This is a genomic window from Allgaiera indica (genome assembly GCF_900106675.1).
GTDB lineage: Bacteria > Pseudomonadota > Alphaproteobacteria > Rhodobacterales > Rhodobacteraceae > Acidimangrovimonas > Acidimangrovimonas indica.
Genome location: NZ_FNOB01000016.1, coordinates 39,176 through 61,722, shown reverse-complemented (window position 1 = coordinate 61,722; position 22,547 = coordinate 39,176). Strand labels below are relative to the sequence as shown.

Below are 22,547 nucleotides of genomic sequence, written 5' to 3'. Positions count from 1 at the left end.
GGCTGCTCGGGGGCGGCGCGGCCCCCGGACTTCAGGTGAAGCGATTGTCGCGCGGGAAGCCGCGCGGCGCCATTCGTCCGGCGCTGGCGCGCTTGGCCAGCCATTCGGTCAGGTCGGTCTCGGTCCGGGTGCGGCCGGCCGGATCCTTCCAGCTCAGCCCTTCGGACAGGGTGAAGGTGGTGGCATCGGAAAGACCGCCGTCCTTGTACTTTTGCAACCTAACGCCCTTGCCGCGGCCCATTTCCGGCAGCTCTTCGAGGGGGAAGATTAGCACTTTTCTGTTTTCGCCCACCACGGCGACATGATCGCCGGCGACCGGGCGGCAGACACGTGCGCGAACATCGTCGCGCACGTTCAGCACCACCTTGCCGGCGCGGGTCTGGGCCAGGACCTCATCCGCGGGCACCACGAAGCCGTCGCCCGCGGTGGACGCCACCAGGATCTTCTGTCCGGGGCGGTAGATCAGGATCTCGACGATGTCGGCCTCGTTCGGCAGGTCGATCATCAGGCGCAGCGGTTCGCCCATGCCACGCCCGCCGGGCAGGTTCGAGGCCTGCACCGTATAGATCCGCCCGTTGGTGCCGCACACCAGCAGCCGGTCGGTGGTTTCGGCATGAAAGACAAAGCGCCCCTCGTCGCCGTCCTTGAATTTCAGCTCCGCATCCAGCGCGTTGTGGCCCTTCATCGCCCGCACCCAGCCCATCTTCGAGCACACCACGGTGATCGGTTCGCGCTCGATCATCGCCTCCAGCGGCACTTCCTCGACCTCGCCGGCCTCGGCAAAGTCGGTGCGCCGGGCGCCGCCGGGGGTGTCCTTGCCGAATTGCTTTCGGACTTCCTTCAGCTCTTCGCTGATCTTCGCCCATTGCAGGCGATCGCTGTCCAGAAGGTCGGCCAGCCCGGCGCGTTCCTTCATCAGCTCGTCCTGTTCGCGCAGGAGTTCCATCTCTTCAAGCCGGCGCAGGCTGCGCAGCCGCATGTTGAGGATGGCATCGGCCTGGACCTCGCTCAACGCGCCCTCGCCGGGGGGCGGAGAGACGTAATCGGCCTCGGTCATCGCGCGGACATGGTCGCGCGACCAGTTCTCGCGCATCAGCGCGGCCTTGGGGTCCTCGTCATAGCGGATGATGTCGATCACCCGGTCGAGGTTCAGGAAGGCGGTGATGAAGCCTTCCAGAACCTCCAGCCGGTGGTCGATCTTCTCCAGCCGGTGCTGCGAGCGGCGGTTGAGCACCTCGCGCCGGTGGTCGAGGAAGGCGCGCAGCACCTCCTTGAGGCTGCAGACCTTGGGCGTGCGCCCGTCGATCAGCACGTTCATGTTCAGGCTGAAGCGGGTCTCGAGGTCCGAGTTGCGAAACAGCATCCCCATCAGCATCTCGGGGTCGACGTTCTTCGACTTGGGCTCGATGATCAGCCGCACGTCGTCGGCGCTTTCATCGCGGACGTCGCCGAAGATCGGGATCTTGCGGGTCTGGATCAGCTCGGCCAGCTTTTCGATCAGGCGCGATTTCTGCACCTGATAGGGGATCTCGGTCACCACGATCTGCCAGGTGCCGCGGCCCAGATCCTCGACCTGCCAGCGCGCCCGCAGGCGGAAGCTGCCGCGGCCGGTGCGGTAGGCCTCGACGATATTGGCGCGGGGTTCCACGATCACGCCGCCGGTCGGGAAATCGGGGCCCGGGACCATGCCCACCAGCGTTTCGTCGCGGGCGTCCGGGGTCTGGATCAGATGCAGGCAGGCCTTGACCAGTTCGTCGATATTATGCGGCGGGATGTTCGTGGCCATGCCCACGGCGATGCCGCTGGACCCGTTCGCCAGCAGGTTGGGGAAGGCCGCGGGCAACACCACCGGCTCTTCCAGCGTGCCATCGTAATTGGGCCGGAAATCGACGGCGTTTTCGGCCAGACCTTCCATCAGGGCCTCGGCCGCGGCGGTTAGGCGGGCCTCGGTGTAGCGGCTGGCGGCGGGGTTGTCGCCGTCGATATTGCCGAAGTTGCCCTGACCGTCGACCAGCGGGTAGCGGACGTTGAAATCCTGCGCCAGGCGGGCCATCGCGTCGTAGATCGCCGCGTCGCCATGGGGGTGATAATTGCCCATCACGTCGCCCGAGATCTTGGCCGACTTGCGGAACCCGCCGGTGGACGAGAGCCGCAGTTCGCGCATCGCATACAGGATGCGGCGATGCACCGGCTTCATCCCGTCGCGCGCATCCGGCAGGGCGCGATCCATGATCGTCGACAGCGCATAGGTCAGATAGCGCTCTCCGATCGCCCGGCGCAGGGGTTCTGCCAGGGCCACGGGGCTGATGTTGGGGTCTTCGGTCGTCTCGCTCATGGATATTGTGTAACCCGGGCGGGTGCGGCGGTCCATAGGCCCGATGCGGCAGAGGCGGCGCCAGGGTGCGAAAGCGGTCCGCGCCTGTCACCTTCCGGGCATGGTGCCTGCGCGATCAGTAGCTGTATTCTGCGTAGATGCGGTTCAGATCGCCGTGCCAGTCGCCGTTGTAATGGTCCAGCAATTCGTCGGCGGGCGATTTGCCGCTTTCGACGCTGTCCTTCAGCGCATCAAGGAAATGGGTCTCGTCCGGGATCATCCCCTCGCCGCCTTCGCGCGCGCGCGCTTTCAATCCGGCCTCGGAGATCGCCAGCAATTCGCGCGCGAGATCGCGCATGTCGATCCTGCCCACCCTGGCGTGCAGCGCGTCGACCGAGGCCGCCACGCGCAGCGCGTCGCGGGTTTCCGCATCCCAGCCCCTGGCCACGTCCCAGGCAGCATCCAGCGCGGACTGATCGTAGAGCAGCCCGACCCAGAACGCGGGCAGCGCGCACAGGCGCCGCCATGGCCCGCCGTCGGCGCCGCGCATCTCGATGAATTTCTTCGCGCGGGCCTCGGGGAAGGCGGTGGTCATGTGGTCGGCCCAGTCCGAAAGGGTCGGCTTCTCGCCCGGCAGGGCAGGCAGTTCGCCTTTCAGGAAATCGCGGAAGCTTTGGCCGAGGGCGTCGATGTAATGGCCGTCGCGGTAGACGAAATACATCGGCACATCGAGGATGTAATCGACATAACGCTGAAAGCCGAAGCCGTCCTCGAAGGCGAAGGGCAGCATCCCGGTGCGGGAATTGTCGAGGTCGCGCCAGATCCGCGAACGCCAGGATTTCAAGCCGTTCACCTTGCCCTCGAAGAAGGGCGAATTGGCAAACAGCGCGGTCGCCACCGGCTGCAGCGCCAGCGCGACGCGCATCTTCTGCACGAAATCGGCCTCGGACCCGAAATCGAGGTTGACCTGGACGGTGCAGGTGCGGCGCATCATCTGGGTGCCCAGCGTGCCCACCTTGCGCATATAGCCGTCCATCAGCTTGTAGCGGCCCTTGGGCATCAGCGGCATCTGCTCATGCGTCCAGACCGGCGCGGCGCCCAGCCCGATGAAGCCCGCGCCGATGCGCTCGGCCACGGTCTGGACCTCGCGCAGGTGTTCGTTCACCTCGTCGCAGGTCTGATGGATCGTCTCTAGCGGCGCGCCCGACAGTTCCAGTTGGCCGCCGGGTTCGAGGCTGACATTGGCGCCGTCCTTGGTCAGCCCGATCAGCTTGCCCTTCTCTTCGACCGGGCTCCAGCCGTAGCCGTCGCGCAGGCCCTCCAGCATGGCCAGGATCGAGCGCGGCCCCTCATAGGGCAGCGGCAGCAGCGTGTCCTTGCAATAGCCGAATTTCTCGTGCTCGGTGCCGATGCGCCAGTCTTGCTTGGGCTTGCAGCCGGCTTCCATGTATTCGGCCAGTTGTTCGAACCGTTCGATCGGCCCGCCGCCGGATTGAGGTATGGACATTCAGCGCTCCGATCCTTCGCAAGTTTCGCACAACTGTCGCGGCGAAGGGGGCAAGTCAAGGGCAGGGAGAGAAAAGCCGGTTTGCGTCCGCCGCCCGGCCATCGCATGGCAGCCGGTCGCGCCGGCGCCGGACCCGCGGGCGCAGGTCAGCACGGCACCGCGCGGGGCATGGGCGGCGTCAGCTGCGCAACGAGCGGTCGAGCTGGCTGCGCATGTGCTCGGCTTCGGCGCGGGCCTCGCGCAGGCCGTCCATGGCGGCACGCAATTCGGCCTCTGTCTGGTTCAACTGGTTGGTCAGCTCGGCCTCGCGCGCCTGGACGTATTCGATCGCCTGATCGCGGGTTTCCTCGGCCTCGTGCAGGTCGCGCGCCATCTTGTCCAGCTCGGACAGGTCGGACTGGCTGACCCGGGTGAATCGGTGGATCAGCCAATGGGCGAACCACCCCAGCGCGAAGGCCACGAAGAGGATGATCGCCGTGGCGACGATGAATTGGATGCGGTTCATCACTCGGTTCCTTCCACTGTCACTTTTTCGGCCGCAGCTTGGGGCGGATCGCGGCTTCGCCGTTCGCCGTTGGGGCGGATTTCTCTCCCGACGGTGCGCCAGCAGCGTTCTGGTCCGCCGAACCATCCTGGCTTGGCGCAGCGGTCTTGCCTGGCCCGGCCGGGGCGGCCTTGTCTACGCCGGAAGACGTGGCGCCGCCCGGTGTGTCCTTCGATGGGGCGGTCTTCGGGCCTTGGGCCCCATCCGTGCCGGGCGCTGCCGTCGCGGGCTTGCTGCTCGCGATCAGCGAAAACTCGATCCGGCGATTTTCCTCGCGTCCGGCCTGGGTCGAATTGTCGGCGATCGGGTCGGCCTCGCCAAAGCCCTTGGCGCGGAAATTCGCGATCGACACCCGCCGCGCCAGCAGCCCGTTCAGCACGGCCTGCGCCCGCTTCTGGCTGAGCGCCAGATTCATCTCGGCCCGGCCCTGGTTGTCGGTATAGCCCGCGATCAGGATCGGGACGCGGGTGCAATTGCGCAGCGCGTCGGCCACCTGGTCCATCACGGAGGACGCCGCGCCGTCGATCTTGTCCGAGCCCGGATCGAAGGTGATCTGGTGCTTCTTGAGAATGCCGTTCACGGTGTCAACGCATTCTTGCGGGCTGGGCAGCCCGGCGTTGGGATCAAGCTTCTTGTCATATTTGACGGAGACCTTGAAAGCCTGGCCCTGGCCCAGCTTGTCCGACAGCACGCGCGAGACTTCGTCGCTGGCGTCCTGATCGCCGCTGATGCCGGTCACGTTCACCGTGTCGGGCCGCACCAGCAGCGCGCCGCGGTGTAGATAGGACAAGGCCTGAAGGCCCGCGAGCACCCGCACCGGCCAGCCGTCGGGTACTTCCTTGTCGATGCGGGTGGCGTTGTAGACGCCTTGGTCGGGGAACGCGGCCCTGGCGTAGCTGGTCACTGCGGTGCGTGTCAGGGCGCTGCCCAGACGGCCGTGCATCTCGACCTGGCCGTCCGGGCTGAGGGTGGCGACGAATTCGACCGGGCCCTTGCCCTGGTCGGTCTTCTTCTTCGCCAGTGTCGCCTTGAGCGAGAAGACATCGGGCAGCTTTGCCTCCAGATCGCCCGCGACGCGGTCGAACTTGGTCTGGCTGACCGAGCTGTCGCCCAACAGCGTCACATCGGCATCCGAGAAGGTGATCGATGCCCGGCCCAGCGCCTGGACCGCGCGGATGCCGTCGACCACCGCCTTGCCCCATTGCGGCGAAGGTACGCCCAGGCCGACGGTGCAGTGGATCTTGCCCTTGGCACCGGCGGCGATCGCGGCGGCGATGATCTGGCTGCGCGCGGCGTCGGTATCGGCCGAACAGGCGTCGAACCGGGCGCCGGTCTCGTCGCTTACGAAACGCAGGGTGAACGGGGTGATCACCGGGCGCGGCGCCGAGATGCTGAGCGCGACCTTCAGATCCGAAGGCGCCATCTGGGCCAATTCGGCCTCGAGCTGGCGTTTGGCGTCGATCGAATCCGAAATCGCGGTAATCGAAACCCTGTCCGCCGCGATCGAGATTTTTGAGCGCGGCAGCTTGGCCAGCGCTGCCAGGCCGAAATCCAGCGCCTCCGACCAGTGCCGGGGCGCGGGGTAATCCGCTGTTTCCAGCATGTCGGTGACCTTGCCCTTGCCCGCCAGCGGATCGACCTTCTTCAGGATCGGATCGTGGCCGGTCGAATCCGGCACCAGCCCGATCAGCGAGATCCCGCTTTCGTTGCGCAGCAATTCGACCGAGAACCGCGGCGCAGTGATCTGCTTGGGCGGCGTGACCGACATGTTGTCGAGCACCCTGCTGGGGTCGACTTGCGAACTGGCGACCGAGATCGCGCGCAGCCGCGTCGCTTCGGTCGGCGCGGTGCCGGTCAGATGCAACAGCAGGCCATCGGGGCTGACATGGACCCAGTCGAGTCCCGCCTGGCTTAGCCTTTCATGCACGACCTCGGCCGAGCGCGCCTCGACCACCGAGACCCCCCACAGGGCGCCGAGATAGCTGAGCGCGGCTGCGAGCACGAATGCGGCGAGGGCGAGCATGCTTTGGAAGTGGCGCATCTGGGTCCTTCTGTCGTGCGTCGGCCGGGGGCAGTGGCGCGGTCGGCCCGCGGCCGGGCCCTGCTTACGTCAGGCGCGGGGCCGCGCGCAATCAGGCAAGCGCCGCGATGGCGAGAAACAGCGCAGGAATCAGCCCCGTATCGCGATTGCCACGGAAAAGTGAGAGGCAGACCGAGGGATCGTCGATGTCGAGCCGGCGCAATTGCCAGGCCATGTGCCAGCCGAACCCCCAGACCCCGGCCAGTGCGATCACCAGCGCCAGGACATTGGCGTGCCCGGCCAGCGCCACGATCACCGCCAGCCCCATCAGCGCGACCGACGCCATCAGAAAGCCGCGTAGCCAGGGCTTGGTGTTCTGGGCGAAGAGGCGCGCGGTGGATTTCACGCCGATCAGCGCGTCGTCCTCCTTGTCCTGATGGGCATAGATCGTGTCATAGAACAGCGTCCAGCAGATCCCCGCCAGATACAGCAGCACCGCCGGCCACCCAAGGCTGCCGGTATGCGCCGTCCAGGCCAGGAGCGCGCCCCAGTTGAACGCGAGCCCCAGGAAGATTTGCGGCCACCAGGTGAAGCGCTTGGCAAAGGGATAGATCGCGACCAGCACCAGGGACGCCACCCCCAACCCGATCGCCGCGGCGTTGAAGGTCAGCAGGACCCCGAAAGCAATGAGCGCCTGCACCGCCATCCAGACGGCGGCCTGTTTCGCGCTGACCTGGCCCGACGGGATCGGCCGAGATCGGGTGCGGGCCACGGCGGCGTCGAACTCGCGGTCGGTGATGTCGTTCCAGGTGCAGCCGGCGCCGCGCATCAGGAAGGCGCCGATCGCGCAGGCCAGGGCGATCCACAGGTCGCGCCAGCCCGGGCCGGCCGGATCGGCGGCGGCGGCCAGCGCGACGCCCCACCAGCAGGGCAGCAGCAAAAGCCAGGTGCCGATCGGGCGGTCGGCGCGTGACAGGCGCAGGTAGGGGCGGCTCCAGGCCGGGGCCAGACGGTCGACCCAATTGCCGCTGTAGGCGTCGAAGACCTCTCCCGTCGGCGCTGGCGTTCCGCGATGCTCGGGCATAAGTTCGGCCTCATGTCGGTGGCGAAGATCAGGCTCTATGTAGATCACCCGCTTGGGGCGGGGCAATCGGTTCCTCTGTCGCGGGACCAGGCGCATTATCTTTTCGGGGTGATGCGGCTGGCCGCGGGGGGGCAGGTTCTGGTCTTCAACGGGCGCGATGGCGAATGGCTGGCCGAGGTGGCCGAAGCCGGCAAGAAGGGCGGCACGCTGGCCTGCCGCGCGCAGACCAGGCCGTTGCAGCCGTTGCCCGACCTGTGGCTTCTGTTCGCGCCGATCAAGAAGGCGCGTACCGATTTCATCGTCGAGAAGGCGGCCGAGATGGGCGCCGCCCGGATTGTGCCGGTGCAGACCGAGTTCACCAATTCCGAACGCATCCGGCAGGACCGTCTGCAGGCCCATGCGGTCGAGGCGGCCGAGCAATGCGGCGCCACCAACGTCGCCGAGGTCGCCGAACTGACCCGGCTCGACCGGCTGCTGGCCGATTGGCCGGCCGAACGGCAGCTGATGTTTTGCGATGAGTCGCTGGCGGCGGCGCCGGCGCCGGCTGCAGCGCCGCATGTGCCGGAGGGTGCGCCCTGGGCGATCCTGATCGGCCCCGAGGGCGGCTTTTCCGAAGCCGAGCGCAAGCGTCTGGCCGCGCTGCCGCAGGCGCATCCCACCGCGCTGGGGCCGCGCATCCTGCGCGCCGATACCGCAGCGGTGGCGGCGCTGACGCTGTGGCAGATGCGGCACGGGGACTGGCGGTGAGCCTTGCCGCCCGTCGGCCCGTGCCAGAGGTCTGAGCCATGGCCTTCTTGCGACCCGAAGCGGTATCCCTGCTGTATCGCTGGCGCGAGGCGATCGCTGCCGCCACGATCGTGTGCCTGGGGTTGTGGGTCGTTTCCTGGGGTGGGCCGTTCTTTGCGGTGCTGGGCGGCGCGATCGGACTGATCGGCGCCGGGCTTGGCCTTCTGGCGGTCCGCCGGGTACGATTCTTCCGTGGTGCCGGCGCGCCCGGCGTGGTCGAGGTGATCGAAGGCCAGATCGGCTATTTCGGCCCGCTGCACGGCGGCTATGTCGCGCTGGCCGAGTTGTCCGAGCTGTCCCTGGTTGCGCATCTGGGCCAGCGGGCCTGGCGGTTGTCGCAGCCCGACGGCACGATCCTTTTCATCCCGATCGCCGCCGAAGGCGCCGAGGCGCTGTTCGACGCCTTCGCGGGGCTGCCGGGGCTGGATACCCATACCCTGATCGCCGCGCTCGACGGCCCCGAGGTCGCGGCCCGGATCGTCTGGCGCCGGCATCGGCCCCGGCGGTTGCGCTAGGCCGGGCCGCGCTTCAACGCAGGTCGGGCGGTGTGCCCTCGGCGGCCAGATCGCCGACGATGCCGTCCAGCGGTACGGTCTGGGTCGTTTTCTCGCCCAGCCGGCGGACCGAAACGCTGCGCTCCTCGACCTCTTTCATGCCGATCGCCAGGATCACCGGCACCTTGCCCAGCGAATGTTCGCGGACCTTGTAGTTGATCTTCTCGTTGCGGGTGTCGGCCTCGGCCCGGACGCCGGCGGCGCGCAGGGTGTTCACGACCTCATGCACATAATCGTCGGCCTCGGACACGATCGAGGCCACCACCACCTGCCGCGGTGCCAGCCACATCGGCAGTTTCCCGGCGTGGCTTTCGATCAGGATGCCGATGAAACGCTCGAAACTGCCCAGCGTGGCGCGGTGCAGCATCACCGGGCGATGCTTGGCGCCATCCTGGCCGATGTAGCTGGCATCCAGCCGTTCGGGCAGCACGAAATCCACCTGATGAGTGCCGCATTGCCAGTCGCGCCCGATCGCGTCGGTCAGCACGAATTCCAGCTTCGGCCCGTAGAAGGCGCCTTCGCCCGGGTTCAGCTCGACATCGCAATTGGCGGCGCGAGTGGCCGACAGAAGCGCCGCCTCGGCCTTGTCCCAGACCTCATCCGACCCGGCGCGCGATTCCGGCCGGTCGGAGAACTTGATCTTGAAATTGTCGAAGCCAAGGTCGTGGTAGATGTCCGACAGGAAAGCGATGTAGCGCTTGGTCTCGCTCTCGATCTGGTCCTCGGTGCAGAAGATATGCGCATCGTCCTGGGTGAAGCCGCGCACCCGCATGATGCCATGCAGCGCGCCCGAAGGCTCATAGCGGTTGCACGATCCGAACTCGGCCATGCGCAGGGGCAGGTCGCGGTAGGATTTCAGCCCGACGTTGAAGATCTGCACATGGCAGGGGCAGTTCATCGGCTTCAGCGCGTTGATCGTCTTCTCGCGCGCGTGTTCCTCGTCGACCTCGACGATGAACATGTTCTCTTGATAATTTGCCCAGTGGCCGGATTTCTCCCACAGCACGCGGCTGACCACCTGGGGGGTGTTGACCTCGACATAGCCGCCGGCGCGCTGCTTGCGGCGCATGTAATCCTGCAGCGTGGTGTAGATCGTCCAGCCGTTCGGATGCCAGAACACCTGGCCCGGGGCCTCTTCCTGCATGTGGAACAGGTCCATCTCGCGGCCCAGCTTGCGGTGGTCGCGCTTGGCGGCCTCTTCCAGCATGGTCAGATGGGCCTTCAGGTCGTCGCGGTTCTTGAAGGCAACGCCGTAGATGCGCTGCAGCATCGGTTTTGAACTGTCGCCGCGCCAGTAGGCGCCGGCCACGCTCATCAGCTTGAAACCATCGGCGGGCACCTGGCCCGTGTGCTGCAGATGCGGGCCGCGGCACAGATCCTGCCAATTGCCGTGCCAGTACATCCGGATCTTCTGGTCGGCCGGGATCGCCTCGACCAGCTCCACCTTGTAGGGCTCGCCGGTCTTGCGGTAATGGGCGATGGCGCGGTCGCGGTCCCAGACCTCGGTGCGCACCGGATCGCGAAGATTGATGATCTCCTTCATCTTCTTCTCGATCGCGCCCAGATCCTCGGGGGTGAAGGGTTCGGCCCGGTCGAAATCGTAGTACCAGCCGTCCTTGATCACCGGGCCGATGGTGACCTTGACGTCGGGCCACAGCTCTTGCACCGCGCGGGCCATGATGTGGGCCAGGTCGTGGCGGATCAGTTCCAGCGCCGGGGCGTCGTCGGACAGGGTGTTGATGGCGATCTTCGCATCGGCCTCGATCGGCCATTGCAGATCCCAGTGCCGGCCGTCGACCTGCGCCGAAATCGCCTTCTTTCCCAGCGACTTCGAGATGTCGGCGGCCACCTCGGCCGGGGTCACGCCACGCGGGAATTCGCGGCTGTTGCCATCGGGGAATGTCAGGGAAATAGCGGACTGGTCAAGGCTCATCGGCCTTCCTCCTCGTCGGTTTGGCGCCCACGGAACGCCCGGTTGCGGGTATGTCTGGCCGATATGTGCCGCCCGCCGTGGCGGAAGTCAAGCGTGGCGAAACCGGTTCCAACCGGGCGCGGAATCGCCTAGCTTCCGGGCATGAAAGCAGAGGCCGGGCCAGATCTGGATTTCGACACCGCGCTGGCGATGCTGGCGTGGCAGGTCGAACTGGGCGCGGACGAGGCCCTGTCCGACGCCCCGATCAACCGCTATGCGGCCCAGGCCCCCGCCGAAGCCGGGTCCGATGCCGCGCAGCCGGGCGCCGCGCAGCCAGCCCCGCAGCGGGCCGCCATGCCGCAGCCGATGCCTGCGCCACAGGTCGGCCCCGATCCGGTCGCGGTGGCCGAGGTTTCCGCGCGTGGGGCCGCGGATCTGGAGGCGCTGCGCGACGCCATCGCGGGTTTCGGTCATTGCGAGCTGAAGCGCGGCGCCAAGACCACCGTCTTCGCCGACGGCAACCCGGCGGCGCGGGTGATGATTCTGGGCGAGGCGCCGGGTCGGGAAGAGGACCTCGAGGGCAAGCCCTTCGTCGGCCGCGCCGGGCGGTTGCTGGACCGGATGCTGGCGGCGATCGGGTTGTCGCGCAGCAGTCCCGATCCGCAGGCCTCGGTCTATATCTCGAACATCCTGCCCTGGCGTCCGCCCCACAACCGCGACCCCGAAGCCGCCGAGATCGCGATGATGATGCCCTTCGTGCGGCGCCATGTGGACCTGGCGGCGCCCGATATCCTGGTGCTGATGGGCAACACGCCCTGCGCGGCCGTGCTGGGCCGGCGCGGCATCACACGGATGCGCGGCCAATGGACCGAAGCCCTGGGCCTGCCGGTGCTGCCCACCTTCCATCCGGCCTATCTGCTGCGCAACCCCCATGCCAAGCGCGAGGCCTGGGCGGATCTTCTGGATCTTCGCGCAAGGCTGAAAGGGCTGCCATGAGCCGCATCGACGAATCCCTCGATTTCATTCCCGTCCGCATCGCGGTGCTGACGGTGTCCGACACCCGCACCCAGGCCGACGACAAGTCCGGCGACACGCTTGTCGCGCGCCTGCAGGAGGCCGGCCACAGCCTGGCCGCCCGCGCCCTCCTGCCTGACGAACGGGCGCAGATCGCCAAGCAACTGCGCGCCTGGATCGCTGATCCGGGCGTGGATGTGGTGATCTCGACCGGCGGAACCGGGCTTACGGGGCGCGACGTGACGGTCGAGGCCCACCGCGATGTCTACGAGAAAGAGATCGAGGCCTTCGCCACGGTGTTCACCATGGTTTCGATGCAGAAGATCGGCACTTCGGCGGTGCAGTCGCGCGCCACCGGCGGCGTGGCGGGGGGGACCTATCTTTTTGCCCTTCCCGGCAGCCCGGGCGCCTGCCGCGACGCCTGGGACGAGATCCTGAAATTCCAGCTGGATTACCGCCACCGACCCTGCAACTTCATCGAGATCCTGCCGCGGCTGGACGAACATCTGCGGCGCAAATAGGCCTGCTGGCCGGCGGCGATGGCCCGGCCCGGACCCTGCCGCGAACCGGGCCGAGAAAGAGGCCGTGTAGCGGCGCGAGACCCTCAGCCGGCGCAATCGGCGATCTTCCGGGCCATGCCCTCGATCAGCCGCTCGTACAGCTTGGGCCCCGGAGCCAGCATCGTGCCCGGAGGATCCAGCGGCGCGCCGATCTTCACCTTCGTGCCCTGCGTCACGGTCTGGACCAGCCGCGGATCGACTCCGGCCTCGGGGAACACGCAGACCGCATCACCCTTTGCCAGCAGCCCCCGGATATCGGCCAGGCGCCGCGCGCCGGGCGTCGCGGCATCGCCCAGGGCGATCGACCCTGCCAGATGCAGCCCGTAATGGCGTGCGAAATAGCCCAGCGCATCATGATAGACGATGATCGGGCGGGTGCCGACGGGGGCCAGGATCTGCCGGGCGCGCGCATCGGCTTGGGCGACCCTGGCCTCGGCTTCCTTGGCATTCGCGCGGTACTGGGCCGCATGGGCGGGATCAGCCTGCGCCAGATCCGCCGCGATCGCCTTCAGCCAGAGCCGCGCGTTGTCGGGATCCAGCCAGGCATGGGGGTTCAGCGCGCCTTCGTCATGCGCGTGATCGTGATCGCCCGCGGCGGCGGCAGGATCGCCCTGGCCGGCGCTGTAATCCAGGGTCTTGGTGCCCGGAAGATGCAGCAGCGATACCGACTTCGCCCGGCCCCCGGCCCCCTGCAATGCGCGCGCCAGCCACGGGGTCAGTTCGGGCCCGATCCAGAACACCAGATCCGCCTGCGCCAGCGCCACCGCCTGCGAGGGGCGCAACTGCAGATCATGCGGATCGGCGCCCTTGCCGGTCAACACTTCCGGGCGGCCCAGATCGCCCATCACCTGCGCCACCAAAGAGCCGACCGGCGGGATATCGGTCACCACCCGGGGCACGCCGGCAAATGACGAGGTGCCCATCAGGGCCAGCGCCACCGCGGCGACCAGGCCGCGCAAGGGGGAAGATGTCATCGGAAGCCTCCGGGGTTGTGGTTCGTCACGACATATCGTATGTAATAAGATAACATGTCAAGAGATGTGATAGCATAACATTCCGTGAGGCTCTGATGTCCGATCCCATTCAGCCCGCGCCCGGCGCCGTCGCGAAAGGTCCCGGTGTGAAAAGCACCGGGGCGGATGACCCCGGCCGCGCGTTCCATTGTCACGATCATGGCCATTGCACCACAGAGGCGCTGGGCAGGGCCGAGGCGTTGGCGGCCGCGCGCGGCCTGCGGATGACGCCGGTGCGCCGCAGGACGCTGGAAATCCTGCTTGAACAGCACCGTGCCATGGGGGCCTACGAGGTGCTGGACCGGCTGGCCGAGGACGGCTTTGGCAAGCAGCCACCGGTGGCCTATCGCGCGTTGGAATTTCTGGTCGAGCAGGGGTTTGCCCACCGTATCCGCCGCCTGAACGCCTTTGCCGCCTGTGCCCACCCGGGCGAAGCGCATCGCCCGGTCTTCCTGATCTGCACCGGCTGCAACGCCATCGCCGAGGCCCCGGGCGCGCGGGTTTCCGAGGCGCTGAAACTTGCCGCGCGGGATGTCGATTTCGCCATTGATCGCGCCAGCGTCGAGGCCGTGGGCCTATGTCCCGCCTGCCAGTCCGCCGCCCCGGAGATCCGCGCATGACCCTGATCGAAGCCCGCGATCTGACCGTCCGTCTGGGCGGCGCGACGGTGTTGGAGGGCGTGGATCTGGCGCTGGAGCCGGGCGAGATCGTCACCATCGTCGGGCCCAACGGATCCGGCAAGTCGACGCTTCTGCGCGCGCTTTTGGGAATTCAGCCGCTGGCGTCGGGCAGGGTCACGCGCAAACCCGGCCTGCGGCTGGGCTATGTTCCGCAAAGGCTGCATATCGATGCGGGGCTGCCGCTGACGGTGCGCCGTTTTCTGTCGCTGCCCCGCCGCCACGGCGCGGCCGACACCGCCGCCGTGCTGGCCCGGGTCAGCATGGCCGGCATGGAAGAACGCCAGATGCTGGGGCTGTCCGGGGGGCAGTTGCAACGGGTTCTGCTGGCCCGGGCGCTGCTGGCCAGGCCCGACATCCTGGTCCTCGACGAACCGACCCAGGGGCTCGATCAACCCGGCGAGGCCGCCTTCTATGAACTGATCGAGGAGGTGCGGGCCGAATTTGGCTGTGCGATCCTGATGGTCAGCCACGATCTGCATGTGGTGATGAGCGCTTCGGATCGGGTGATCTGCCTCAACGGCCATGTCTGCTGCCAGGGCACGCCACATGTGGTGTCGAACGCGCCGGAATACCGCGCGCTCTTCGGTCTGGGCACGCGTGGCACGCTGGCGTTGTACCAGCACGATCATGACCATCACCACGATCACGATCACGATCACGACCGCGGCCCCGCTGCCGCCCCTGCGAAGATGTCGGAGGCCGACCATGTATGAGCCCTTCCTGATCCGTGCGGCCCTGGCCGGCGTCGGGCTGGCGCTGGCGGCGGGGCCGCTGGGCTGCTTCGTGGTCTGGCGCCGGATGGCCTTTTTCGGGGACGCCACGGCCCATGCGGCGATCCTGGGGGTGGCGCTGGCGCTGGGGTTCTCTGTCTCGATCTACGCCGGCACGCTGGGGGTGGCACTGTTGATGGCGCTGACGGTTTCGGCGCTGGCCGGGCGCGGCTGGGCAATCGACACGACGTTGGGGGTGCTGGCCCATTCCTCGCTGGCGGTCGGGCTGGTGGCTATCAGCTTCGTTTCGGGCGTGCGCGTCGATCTGGAGGCCTATCTGTTCGGTGATATCCTGGCGGTGTCATGGAATGACGTCTGGCTGATCTGGGGCGGCGCCGGGCTGGTGCTGGCCGGGCTGGCCTGGCGCTGGCCGGGTCTGCTGACCGCGACGCTGAGCGAGGATCTGGCCCAGGCATCGGGGGTGAACCCGGCGCGCGAGCGGCTGGTGCTGACGCTGGCGCTGGCGGTGGTGGTGGCGGTGGCGATCAAGGTGGTGGGCGCGCTGCTGATCGCCGCGATGCTGATCATCCCGGCGGCCGCCGCGCGGGGCTTTGCGCGAACGCCAGAGCGCATGGCCGTCTTCGCGTCGCTGATCGGGATGGTCGCGGTGCTGGCGGGGCTGTGGGCCTCGCTGCGTTTCGACACCCCGGCCGGGCCGTCGGTTGTCTGCGCGGCGGCCGTGGTCTTCGCGCTGTCGGCGGGGTTCGGGGGGATGCGGCAGAAAGGGTAGCGGGCGCCTCCGGGCGCGCCCGGGCGCCGGTGGGGCCTAGCCGCCCTGCTTCGGCGCCCTGATCCCGGCCTCGCCGGCCCGGAACCAGGCCATGATCCGGGCGCGGTCGGCGGGGCTCATGTAATTGTAGTTGCCCGGCGGCATCGCATGGGTCACCCCGGCCTGGATGTAGATCCGCTTTGCCTCCTGCGCGATCTCGGCCGGGGTTTCCAGCAGCACGTCCTTCGGCGCATGGGCGACGATCCCGTTCTGTGCCGCCGACCGCGCGTGGCACATCGAGCAATTGCCGGTGACGATGTCGGTCACGTCCCTAAAGCCGGGCGCCTGGGCGAAGCGCAGCGCCGCGGGCGAAAGCTGGGCGGTCTTGGTTACCTCCTCGGACCGTAGCGGCGCCATCGAGAGCCAGATGATGACCCCGAAGATCAGCGCGGTCACCGCCCAGGTCCACCAGAGCTTGCGCTTGGTCTTGTGGTAGGTATTGAAGAAATGCCGGATCGTCACCCCCATCAGGAAGACAAGGCTGGCGATGACCCAGTTGTACTTGGTGGCGAATGCCAGCGGGTAGTGGTTCGACAACATCAGGAACAGAACCGGCAGCGTCAGATAGTTGTTATGCGTGCTGCGCTGCTTAGCGATGCGCCCGTATTTCGCGTCCGGCGTGCGGCCTGCGCGCAGGTCCGCCACCACGATCTTCTGATTGGGGATGATGATCATGAAGACATTGGCCGACATGATCGTCGCCGTGAACGCCCCAAGGTGCAGCAGTGCCGCCCGGCCCGAGAAGACATGCGCATAGCCCCAGGCCATGGCCACCAGGATCACATAAAGCCCGATCATCAGCCGGGTGTTGTCATCGCCGAAGCGCGACTTGCAGATCAGGTCATAGGCGATCCAGCCGAAGATCAGCGAGCCAAGGGAGATGCAGATTGCCACCCAGGTGGGCATCGCCAGCACGTTCGGATCCACCAGGTAGATGTTCGCGCCCATGTAATAGACCAGCACCATCATCAGGAAACCGGTCAGCCAGGTGGTGTAGGCCTCCCATTTGAACCAGGTCAGGTGCTCTGGCAGGGCATCGGGGGCGACCATGTATTTCTCGACATGGTAAAAACCGCCGCCGTGGACCTGCCATTCCTCTCCATCCGCGCCCGAGGCCAGCGGACGGTCGCGCCTTAGCCCCAGATCCAGCGCGATGAAATAGAACGAAGAGCCGATCCAGGCGATGCCCGCGACGACGTGAAACCAGCGCACCGCGAATTGCAGCCAGTCCTCTAGGATTGCGTAGTCCACCTGCCGTCGCCCCCTGCCGTCGCCGGTCTCGTTTCACCCGACGCTATACCGGCGCCCACCTTTTTGTTAATCCGGCAAATGTCAGAGGACTTTCAAACGTGACCAGAAAATCCCCATGTCCTATGTGAACAACGTCAAGATGTTCGTGCGTGTCTATGAATTGGGCAGCATGTCGGCGGCGGCGCGTGATCAGCGCACTTCGCCCGCGGTGGCCTCGGCCCGGGTCGCGGAGATGGAAAAGCATCTGGGCGTGCGGCTGTTCAACCGGACCACCCGCAGCCTGCATCCGACCGAAAGCGGGCGGCTGTTCTACGAGGGCGCGCTGAAGGTGCTGGACGCGATCGACGCGGCCGAGGCGGCGGTGGTCAGCGCCACCCAAAGCCCGCGCGGCACCGTTTTCGTCGCCGCCCCCCTGGGGATCGGGCGGCGTCTGATCGCGCCGGCCGTGCCCGCCTTCAAGGACGCATATCCGCAAATCGACGTGCGTCTGAGGCTGTCCGACCGGGTCATCGACGTGGCCGGAGAGGGGTTGGACGTGGCGTTCCATCTGGGGATCCTGGAAGACAGCAGCCTCAAGGTCCGGGTGATCGCGGAATGCCCGCGGGTGCTGTGCGCGGCGCCCGACTACATCGCGCGGCGCGGGATGCCGGAAGACGGGGCGGCGCTGGTGGCGGGGCACGATTGCCTGACCTTGCGCTTTCCCGGCGCGAAGGAATTCCAGTGGACGCTGCAAACCCCCGAGGGGCCGCGCCGGTTCGAGATCTCGGGGCCGTTCGAATCCGACGATGGCGACGTGCTGACCGGCTGGGCGCTGGACGGGCGCGGCGTGGTGATGAAGCCGCTGTTCGAGGTGGCGGAATATCTGCGCGACGGGCGGTTGCAGATCGTGGCCGAGGCGTCGCCGCCGGTGCCGGCTCAATTGTCCTGCCTCTATCCGCACCGGCGATTCAAGGATCCCAAGATCCGGGTTTTCGTGGATTTCATGGCGGCACGCTGCAAGGCCGAGATCGGCGCGGCTTTGCTGCCCGGCTGAAAGCCGCCGGAGGCGTCGCGCTCCCCGGCAAGTCACCGCCAGCCTGCTGCCCTGTCACGCAGGATTTGAATGGTGCGTGATGGGGCGATCTGCTTAACGTCTGCGGATGGACATTGGCATTCGATATACCGCGCCGCTGACGCTGGCGCTTGTGGTGCTGATCGGCGTGGGAACGCTGTCGCCACATCCGCTGCTGTCCCAGCACGCGCTGGGTAGCGACAAGATCCAGCATCTGCTGGGCTTCGGCAGCCTGGTGGTGCCGGCCGCGCTGTTCCGGCCGCGCTGGCTGAGGATCATGGTCCCAGCGGCGGTCGCTTTGGGCGGCCTGGTCGAACTGATCCAACCCTATGTCGGCCGTGACCGCGATATCCACGATTTCTACGCCGATTGCCTGGGGATCGCGCTGGCGCTGATCGCCGCAAGCCTTCTGCGCGTCTGGATCCTGCGCGCCGGGGCGGCCAAGACCTGACCCCGGCGGCAGGCCTCGGCCGGACTGCGGCAGACGCCAGATCGCGGCGAACGGCGCCGCGCTCAGGGGCGCTCGATCGCGATCGCGGTGCCCTCTCCGCCGCCGATGCAGATCGCCGCAAGCCCGCGCTTCAGCCCGCGCTTTTCCAGCGCATTGAGGAGCGTGACGATGATCCGCGTGCCCGAGGCGCCGATCGGGTGCCCCAGCGCACAGGCGCCGCCGTTCACGTTCATCTTCTCGCGTGGCACGCCCATCTCGTGCATGAAGGCCATCGGCACCACCGCGAAGGCTTCGTTCACCTCCCACAGATCGACATCGCCGACCGACCAGCCGAGGCGCTCCATCAGCTTGCGCGCGGCGGGGATCGGCGCGGTGGGGAAGAGGCCCGGCGCCTGGGCGTGGCTGGCATGGCCCAGGACACGGGCGCGAATGGGCAGGCCGGCGGCGTCGGCCGCGCTGCGGCTGGCCATCACCAGCGCCGCCGCCCCGTCCGAGATCGACGAGGAATTCGCCGCCGTCACCGTTCCGTCCTTGCGGAAGGCGGGTTTCAGCGTCGGGATCTTGTCGGGCCGGGCATTGCCGGGCTGTTCGTCCACCGCCACCACGGCCTCGCCCTTGCGGGTGGTCACGGTGACCGGGGTGATCTCTGCCTCGAAGGCGCCGGAGGTCTGTGCCGCCAGCGCGTTTTCCAGCGACCCCACCGCATAGGCGTCCTGCGCGTCGCGGGTGAACTGGAAGGCCTCGGCGCAATCTTCGGCGAAGGTGCCCATCAGCCGACCCTTGTCGTAGGCATCCTCAAGCCCGTCGAGGAACATGTGGTCGATCACCTGGCCATGGCCCATCCGAAACCCGCCGCGTGCCTTGGGCAGCAGATAGGGCGCGTTGGTCATGCTCTCCATGCCGCCCGCGACGAGGACGCCGCTGTGGCCCAACGCGATCTGGTCGAAGCCCATCATCGCCGTACGCATCCCCGAGCCGCACATCTTGTTCAGCGTGGTCGCCGGGACTTCTTCGCCCAGGCCGGCGGCAAAGCCCGCCTGGCGCGCGGGCGCCTGGCCCTGGCCCGCGGGCAGGACACAGCCCATCAGAACCTCTTCGACCTTCGCGGGGGCGACCCCGGCACCTTCCATCGCCGCGCGGATCGCCGCGCCGCCCAGCTCGGCCGCCGTGGCCGGGGCGAACACCCCCTGAAAGCCGCCCATCGCGGTCCGCGCCGCGCCGGAGATCACCACGTCTTCCATCTTCGCCTCCATTTCCGAATGGCCCTGCATACCGAATGGTAAGGATTGCCGTCTAGCCTTTGCGACAGCTACTGACGGAGGGTCGGATGAAACTGGTGCCGCATTTGCAGGAGGATTTCCTGCTTGTCCGCGTCGAGGAAAAGCGGATCGACGCCGCGGTGGCGATCCGGTTCAAGGATAAGATGCGCGAAATCGCCAACCAGCCGGTGACGCGGGTGATCCTGGATCTGTCGCAGGTGGATTTTCTCGACAGCAGCGGTTTGGGCGCGGTGGTTGCGGTAATGAAGATGCTGGCGCCCGAACGACAATTGGAACTGGCGGGAATGACCCCGACGGTGAACAAGGTCTTCGCCCTGACCCGGATGGACAGCGTCTTCACCCTGCACGCGGCGGTGCCGAAGCTTTCCGCCGCGGCGGAAAGCCGCCATGCGGGTTGAGACGGCGACCTCGGCCCAAGGGGGCAGCGACGCCGGGGTGATCTGCCTGGATTTCGCCGCAGATCCGATGGCGGTGCGCACGGCGCTGGAAGCGGTGTTGGAGGCCCTTGGCCTTGCAGGTGTCTCCGCCGATGACCGTGCCGCGGCCGAGATCTTGCTGGCGGAGGTTCTGAATAACGTGGTCGAGCACGCCTATGACCAACGTGGCGGCTGGATCGAGCTTGCTGCGGATGTTGAAAGCGGGGCGGACGGCCGGGCGCGGGCGCTGCGTTTTGTCGTGCGCGATTGGGGTCGGCCGATGCCGGGCGGGATGCTGCCCGAAGGCGCGCTGCCGGCCTCGGATGCTGCGGATCCGCCCGAGGGGGGATTCGGCTGGCATTTGATTCGGGCTTTGGCGTGCAGCCTGGACCACGGGCGCGAGGGCGGTTGCAACTGGTTCCGATTCAGTCTGATGGTCGAACAAAAGCCCTCTATCTGACCCAGTGTCGGCGCCGGGTAAACAGTGCCGCAAAGATGCCGGATTTCGCCCATACCTCGGCCATTGGCTGCGGCGATATCGAAGCGGTAGCTGCACAGGCTTCACCTCGGCGCCGCGGTCAACAGCCCCCACCCAGTTCGCGGAGCCGAGGTTCCTGTGCGGCGAGACACCAAAAAACCCGCGGCCGCCAGGCCTTGCGGGTTTTTTGGCGTTCAGGACATGTGCCGCGCCCCTGTGGCGCCCGGGGGCATGGCAAGATCGCCCCCTCCCCATCGGTCTCTTTCGCTTCCCCCCTGGGTATTGGTCATAATCCTTGACCGCGGGTACTTGGCATGGCGCCGGCCCCGGCCTATCGTCGCGGCGAATTGCGAGGAGGGCAAGAATGCGCGACTACCAACTTCCCGGCCGATCGGCGGTCTTCGCCCAGAACGGACTCTGCGCAACCTCACATCCGCTGGCGGCCAAGGTGGCGGTCGAAACGCTGGAGGCGGGGGGCAACGCGGTGGATGCCGCGATCGCCGGGGCGGTGCTGCTGGGGATCTGCGAGCCGCAGATGACCGGGATCGGCGGCGATTGCTTCGTGCTGCTCAAACCGGCGGGCGAGGAGCGGATCGTCGCGCTGAACGGATCGGGCCGGGCGCCGGCGGGATTGAGCGCGGCCGAGATGCGCGGCCGCGGGCTGACGGCGGTGCCGCCGCACGGACCCGAAGCGGTGACCGTGCCCGGCGCGGTCGATGCCTTCTGCCGGCTGTCGCAGGATTGGGGCAAGCTGGGGCTGTCGCGCGTCCTGGCCCCGGCGATCCGCTACGCGGACGAAGGCGTGCCGGTTGCGCCCCGTGTGGCCTTCGACTGGGCGGCCTCGGCCGGGGTGTTGCAGGGCGATGCGCGCGATTTCTACCTGCTGGACGGCAAGGCGCCGGCGATCGGGCAGACCTTCCGCGCGCCGCGGCAGGCCGAGGTGCTGCGCAAGATCGCCGCCGAGGGCCGTGCCGGTTTCTACGAGGGGGCGGTGGCCGAGGACATGGTGGCCTCGTTGCGCGCCCTGGGTGGCAGCCACACGGTGGAGGATTTCGCGGCCACCGAATGCAGCTATGGCGAGCCGGTGCGCGGCACCTACCGCGATATCGAACTGGTCGAGCATCCGCCGAACGGGCAGGGGGCGGCGGCGATCCTGCTGCTCAACATCCTGGCGCAATTCGACCTGGCCTCGATGGACCCTTTCGGTGCCGAGCGCGCCCATATCGAGGCCGAGGCCGCGAAGCTTGCCTATGACGCGCGCAACCGGTTCGTTGCCGACCCCGCCCATATGACCCGGCTCGATCATATGCTGTCGGTCGAGACCGCGCAGAAACTGGCCGCGCTGATCGACCCCAAGCGGGCGATGGCCGATCCGGCGCCGCTGTCCGAGGCGGTGCACCGCGACACGATCTATATCACCGTGGTCGACCGCGACCGCATGGCGGTGTCGCTGATCTATTCGGTCTTCCATGCCTTCGGCTCTGGCCTGGCGTCGTCGCGCTACGGGATCAATTTCCAGAACCGCGGTGCGGGCTTCACCCTGACCGAGGGGCACCCGAACGAGGCCGGCCCGGGCAAGCGTCCGATGCACACGATCATTCCGGGCATGTTGTGCCGCGACGGCAAGGTGATGATGCCCTTCGGGGTGATGGGCGGGGCCTATCAGGCGAACGGTCATGCGCGCTTCGTCACCAACCTGACCGATTTCGGTCTTGACCCGCAGGGCGCGATCGATGCCCCGCGCAGCTTTGCCGTGGGCGGCGAAGGGATGGAGGTCGAGCGTGGCTACAGCGATGCGGTGCGCGCGAAGCTGGCCGAGATGGGGCATGATGTACGCATTCCCAGCGGGCCGATCGGCGGCGCCCAGGCGATCTTGATCGACCCGGAGACCGGGGTGCTGGTGGGCGCCTCGGATCCGCGCAAGGATGGCTGCGCCCTGGGTTATTGAGGCGCGGCCGCGCCCGGCGGACGAGAACCGAGGCCCTATTCCCCATGCCGCACAACCCGCTGGGGCGCACAAGGCCTTGCCGCGGCGACCGGCGAGGCCCGCAGGCGGAGGGGGTGCTTCGAAGCTTTCGGCACGTCCTGGACTA

21 protein-coding genes are annotated in these 22,547 nt (G+C 67.5%); 12 read left to right on the top strand and 9 right to left on the bottom strand.

Translation table 11 applies throughout. The annotated features are described in order from the left end of the window. Window positions 1–31: 31 nt before the first annotated feature. The 5 genes from BLV97_RS14475 to ubiA form a co-directional block, all read right to left on the bottom strand. A complete protein-coding gene (locus BLV97_RS14475) occupies window positions 32–2,335 on the bottom strand; it encodes a DNA topoisomerase IV subunit A (RefSeq protein ID WP_035837699.1) in 2,304 nt (767 codons plus the stop codon). Window positions 2,336–2,450: 115 nt separating this feature from the next. Next, window positions 2,451–3,821 (bottom strand): glutamate--cysteine ligase, encoded by a 1,371-nt coding sequence (locus tag BLV97_RS14470; protein ID WP_035837697.1) that lies wholly within the window; start codon window positions 3,819–3,821, stop codon window positions 2,451–2,453. Between the two features lie 178 nt (window positions 3,822–3,999). Beyond that, the gene (locus BLV97_RS14465) at window positions 4,000–4,326 is read right to left on the bottom strand and encodes a hypothetical protein (protein ID WP_035837696.1); all 327 of its coding nucleotides are present in this window, start codon (window positions 4,324–4,326) and stop codon (window positions 4,000–4,002) included. A gap of 19 nt (window positions 4,327–4,345) precedes the next feature. After that, the gene (locus tag BLV97_RS14460) at window positions 4,346–6,406 is read right to left on the bottom strand and encodes an OmpA family protein (protein ID WP_081824866.1); all 2,061 of its coding nucleotides are present in this window, start codon (window positions 6,404–6,406) and stop codon (window positions 4,346–4,348) included. Window positions 6,407–6,497: 91 nt separating this feature from the next. Beyond that, a complete protein-coding gene (gene ubiA / locus BLV97_RS14455) occupies window positions 6,498–7,469 on the bottom strand; it encodes a 4-hydroxybenzoate octaprenyltransferase (RefSeq protein WP_035837694.1) in 972 nt (323 codons plus the stop codon). A gap of 12 nt (window positions 7,470–7,481) precedes the next feature. Between ubiA and BLV97_RS14450 the strand changes: the two genes are divergently transcribed. Beyond that, entirely contained in the window at window positions 7,482–8,216 is a 735-nt protein-coding gene (locus tag BLV97_RS14450; RefSeq protein ID WP_035837692.1) for a 16S rRNA (uracil(1498)-N(3))-methyltransferase, read from the top strand. A gap of 38 nt (window positions 8,217–8,254) precedes the next feature. After that, window positions 8,255–8,770, top strand: coding sequence for a hypothetical protein (locus BLV97_RS14445; protein WP_035837690.1), 516 nt, complete (start codon window positions 8,255–8,257; stop codon window positions 8,768–8,770). A 13-nt stretch (window positions 8,771–8,783) separates the two neighbouring features. Here BLV97_RS14445 and thrS read toward each other — a convergent pair whose 3' ends face one another. Further along, complete coding sequence (gene thrS / locus BLV97_RS14440; protein ID WP_035837689.1) at window positions 8,784–10,742, bottom strand: threonine--tRNA ligase; 1,959 nt, start codon at window positions 10,740–10,742, stop codon at window positions 8,784–8,786. A gap of 141 nt (window positions 10,743–10,883) precedes the next feature. Here thrS and BLV97_RS14435 point away from each other — a divergent pair, with 141 nt between their 5' ends. Together BLV97_RS14435 and moaB are read left to right on the top strand one after the other, a co-directional pair. Next, entirely contained in the window at window positions 10,884–11,717 is an 834-nt protein-coding gene (locus BLV97_RS14435; protein WP_035837688.1) for a uracil-DNA glycosylase, read from the top strand. Further along, window positions 11,714–12,256: a molybdenum cofactor biosynthesis protein B gene (gene moaB / locus BLV97_RS14430; RefSeq protein WP_035837687.1), complete on the top strand. Its 543-nt coding sequence runs from the start codon at window positions 11,714–11,716 to the stop codon at window positions 12,254–12,256. The genes BLV97_RS14435 and moaB overlap by 4 nt, the downstream gene beginning before the upstream one ends. An 83-nt stretch (window positions 12,257–12,339) precedes the next feature. Here the strand turns inward: moaB and BLV97_RS14425 are convergent, their stop codons facing one another. Beyond that, a complete protein-coding gene (locus tag BLV97_RS14425; protein WP_035837685.1) occupies window positions 12,340–13,269 on the bottom strand; it encodes a zinc ABC transporter substrate-binding protein in 930 nt (309 codons plus the stop codon). Window positions 13,270–13,364: 95 nt separating this feature from the next. On the opposite strand from BLV97_RS14425, the gene BLV97_RS14420 reads away from it, so the two are divergent. From BLV97_RS14420 to BLV97_RS14410, 3 genes are read left to right on the top strand one after another with little or no spacing between them, the layout of a single operon-like run. Continuing rightward, window positions 13,365–13,928: a Fur family transcriptional regulator gene (locus BLV97_RS14420; protein WP_143037544.1), complete on the top strand. Its 564-nt coding sequence runs from the start codon at window positions 13,365–13,367 to the stop codon at window positions 13,926–13,928. Next, window positions 13,925–14,701, top strand: a complete 777-nt coding sequence (locus BLV97_RS14415; RefSeq protein ID WP_035837684.1) for a metal ABC transporter ATP-binding protein — start codon at window positions 13,925–13,927, stop codon at window positions 14,699–14,701. The genes BLV97_RS14420 and BLV97_RS14415 overlap by 4 nt, the downstream gene beginning before the upstream one ends. Further along, on the top strand, window positions 14,694–15,488 hold the full coding sequence (locus BLV97_RS14410; RefSeq protein ID WP_035837681.1) for an iron chelate uptake ABC transporter family permease subunit: 795 nt from the start codon (window positions 14,694–14,696) through the stop codon (window positions 15,486–15,488). The genes BLV97_RS14415 and BLV97_RS14410 overlap by 8 nt, the downstream gene beginning before the upstream one ends. 36 nt (window positions 15,489–15,524) lie before the next feature. Here the strand turns inward: BLV97_RS14410 and BLV97_RS14405 are convergent, their stop codons facing one another. Next, on the bottom strand, window positions 15,525–16,778 hold the full coding sequence (locus BLV97_RS14405; RefSeq protein WP_035837679.1) for a urate hydroxylase PuuD: 1,254 nt from the start codon (window positions 16,776–16,778) through the stop codon (window positions 15,525–15,527). Between the two features lie 115 nt (window positions 16,779–16,893). On the opposite strand from BLV97_RS14405, the gene BLV97_RS14400 reads away from it, so the two are divergent. Both BLV97_RS14400 and BLV97_RS14395 read left to right on the top strand, forming a co-directional pair. After that, on the top strand, window positions 16,894–17,811 hold the full coding sequence (locus tag BLV97_RS14400) for a LysR family transcriptional regulator (RefSeq protein ID WP_035837677.1): 918 nt from the start codon (window positions 16,894–16,896) through the stop codon (window positions 17,809–17,811). 106 nt (window positions 17,812–17,917) lie between these two features. After that, on the top strand, window positions 17,918–18,280 hold the full coding sequence (locus BLV97_RS14395) for a VanZ family protein (RefSeq protein ID WP_035837675.1): 363 nt from the start codon (window positions 17,918–17,920) through the stop codon (window positions 18,278–18,280). A 62-nt stretch (window positions 18,281–18,342) separates the two neighbouring features. Here the strand turns inward: BLV97_RS14395 and BLV97_RS14390 are convergent, their stop codons facing one another. After that, the gene (locus tag BLV97_RS14390) at window positions 18,343–19,521 is read right to left on the bottom strand and encodes an acetyl-CoA C-acyltransferase (protein WP_035837746.1); all 1,179 of its coding nucleotides are present in this window, start codon (window positions 19,519–19,521) and stop codon (window positions 18,343–18,345) included. 86 nt (window positions 19,522–19,607) lie between these two features. Between BLV97_RS14390 and BLV97_RS14385 the strand changes: the two genes are divergently transcribed. The 3 genes from BLV97_RS14385 to BLV97_RS14375 all read left to right on the top strand — a co-directional run bounded on the left by BLV97_RS14385 (window position 19,608) and on the right by BLV97_RS14375 (window position 22,402). Then, window positions 19,608–19,958: an STAS domain-containing protein gene (locus BLV97_RS14385; RefSeq protein ID WP_035837673.1), complete on the top strand. Its 351-nt coding sequence runs from the start codon at window positions 19,608–19,610 to the stop codon at window positions 19,956–19,958. Beyond that, a complete protein-coding gene (locus BLV97_RS14380; protein ID WP_051645799.1) occupies window positions 19,948–20,436 on the top strand; it encodes an ATP-binding protein in 489 nt (162 codons plus the stop codon). The genes BLV97_RS14385 and BLV97_RS14380 overlap by 11 nt, the downstream gene beginning before the upstream one ends. Window positions 20,437–20,818: 382 nt before the next feature. Next, entirely contained in the window at window positions 20,819–22,402 is a 1,584-nt protein-coding gene (locus BLV97_RS14375; protein ID WP_035837671.1) for a gamma-glutamyltransferase family protein, read from the top strand. Window positions 22,403–22,547 lie beyond the last annotated feature (145 nt).

Bases quoted from the DNA above. Each gene is read 5' to 3' on its own strand.
- BLV97_RS14475 (WP_035837699.1), bottom strand. From the start codon at position 2,335: ATGAGCGAGACGACCGAAGACCCCAACATCAGCCCCGTGGCCCTGGCA.
- BLV97_RS14470 (WP_035837697.1), bottom strand. From the start codon at position 3,821: ATGTCCATACCTCAATCCGGCGGCGGGCCGATCGAACGGTTCGAACAA.
- BLV97_RS14465 (WP_035837696.1), bottom strand. From the start codon at position 4,326: ATGAACCGCATCCAATTCATCGTCGCCACGGCGATCATCCTCTTCGTG.
- BLV97_RS14460 (WP_081824866.1), bottom strand. From the start codon at position 6,406: ATGCGCCACTTCCAAAGCATGCTCGCCCTCGCCGCATTCGTGCTCGCA.
- ubiA (WP_035837694.1), bottom strand. From the start codon at position 7,469: ATGCCCGAGCATCGCGGAACGCCAGCGCCGACGGGAGAGGTCTTCGAC.
- BLV97_RS14450 (WP_035837692.1), top strand. From the start codon at position 7,482: ATGTCGGTGGCGAAGATCAGGCTCTATGTAGATCACCCGCTTGGGGCG.
- BLV97_RS14445 (WP_035837690.1), top strand. From the start codon at position 8,255: ATGGCCTTCTTGCGACCCGAAGCGGTATCCCTGCTGTATCGCTGGCGC.
- thrS (WP_035837689.1), bottom strand. From the start codon at position 10,742: ATGAGCCTTGACCAGTCCGCTATTTCCCTGACATTCCCCGATGGCAAC.
- BLV97_RS14435 (WP_035837688.1), top strand. From the start codon at position 10,884: ATGAAAGCAGAGGCCGGGCCAGATCTGGATTTCGACACCGCGCTGGCG.
- moaB (WP_035837687.1), top strand. From the start codon at position 11,714: ATGAGCCGCATCGACGAATCCCTCGATTTCATTCCCGTCCGCATCGCG.
- BLV97_RS14425 (WP_035837685.1), bottom strand. From the start codon at position 13,269: ATGACATCTTCCCCCTTGCGCGGCCTGGTCGCCGCGGTGGCGCTGGCC.
- BLV97_RS14420 (WP_143037544.1), top strand. From the start codon at position 13,365: ATGTCCGATCCCATTCAGCCCGCGCCCGGCGCCGTCGCGAAAGGTCCC.
- BLV97_RS14415 (WP_035837684.1), top strand. From the start codon at position 13,925: ATGACCCTGATCGAAGCCCGCGATCTGACCGTCCGTCTGGGCGGCGCG.
- BLV97_RS14410 (WP_035837681.1), top strand. From the start codon at position 14,694: ATGTATGAGCCCTTCCTGATCCGTGCGGCCCTGGCCGGCGTCGGGCTG.
- BLV97_RS14400 (WP_035837677.1), top strand. From the start codon at position 16,894: ATGTCCTATGTGAACAACGTCAAGATGTTCGTGCGTGTCTATGAATTG.
- BLV97_RS14395 (WP_035837675.1), top strand. From the start codon at position 17,918: ATGGACATTGGCATTCGATATACCGCGCCGCTGACGCTGGCGCTTGTG.
- BLV97_RS14390 (WP_035837746.1), bottom strand. From the start codon at position 19,521: ATGGAAGACGTGGTGATCTCCGGCGCGGCGCGGACCGCGATGGGCGGC.
- BLV97_RS14385 (WP_035837673.1), top strand. From the start codon at position 19,608: ATGAAACTGGTGCCGCATTTGCAGGAGGATTTCCTGCTTGTCCGCGTC.
- BLV97_RS14380 (WP_051645799.1), top strand. From the start codon at position 19,948: ATGCGGGTTGAGACGGCGACCTCGGCCCAAGGGGGCAGCGACGCCGGG.
- BLV97_RS14375 (WP_035837671.1), top strand. From the start codon at position 20,819: ATGCGCGACTACCAACTTCCCGGCCGATCGGCGGTCTTCGCCCAGAAC.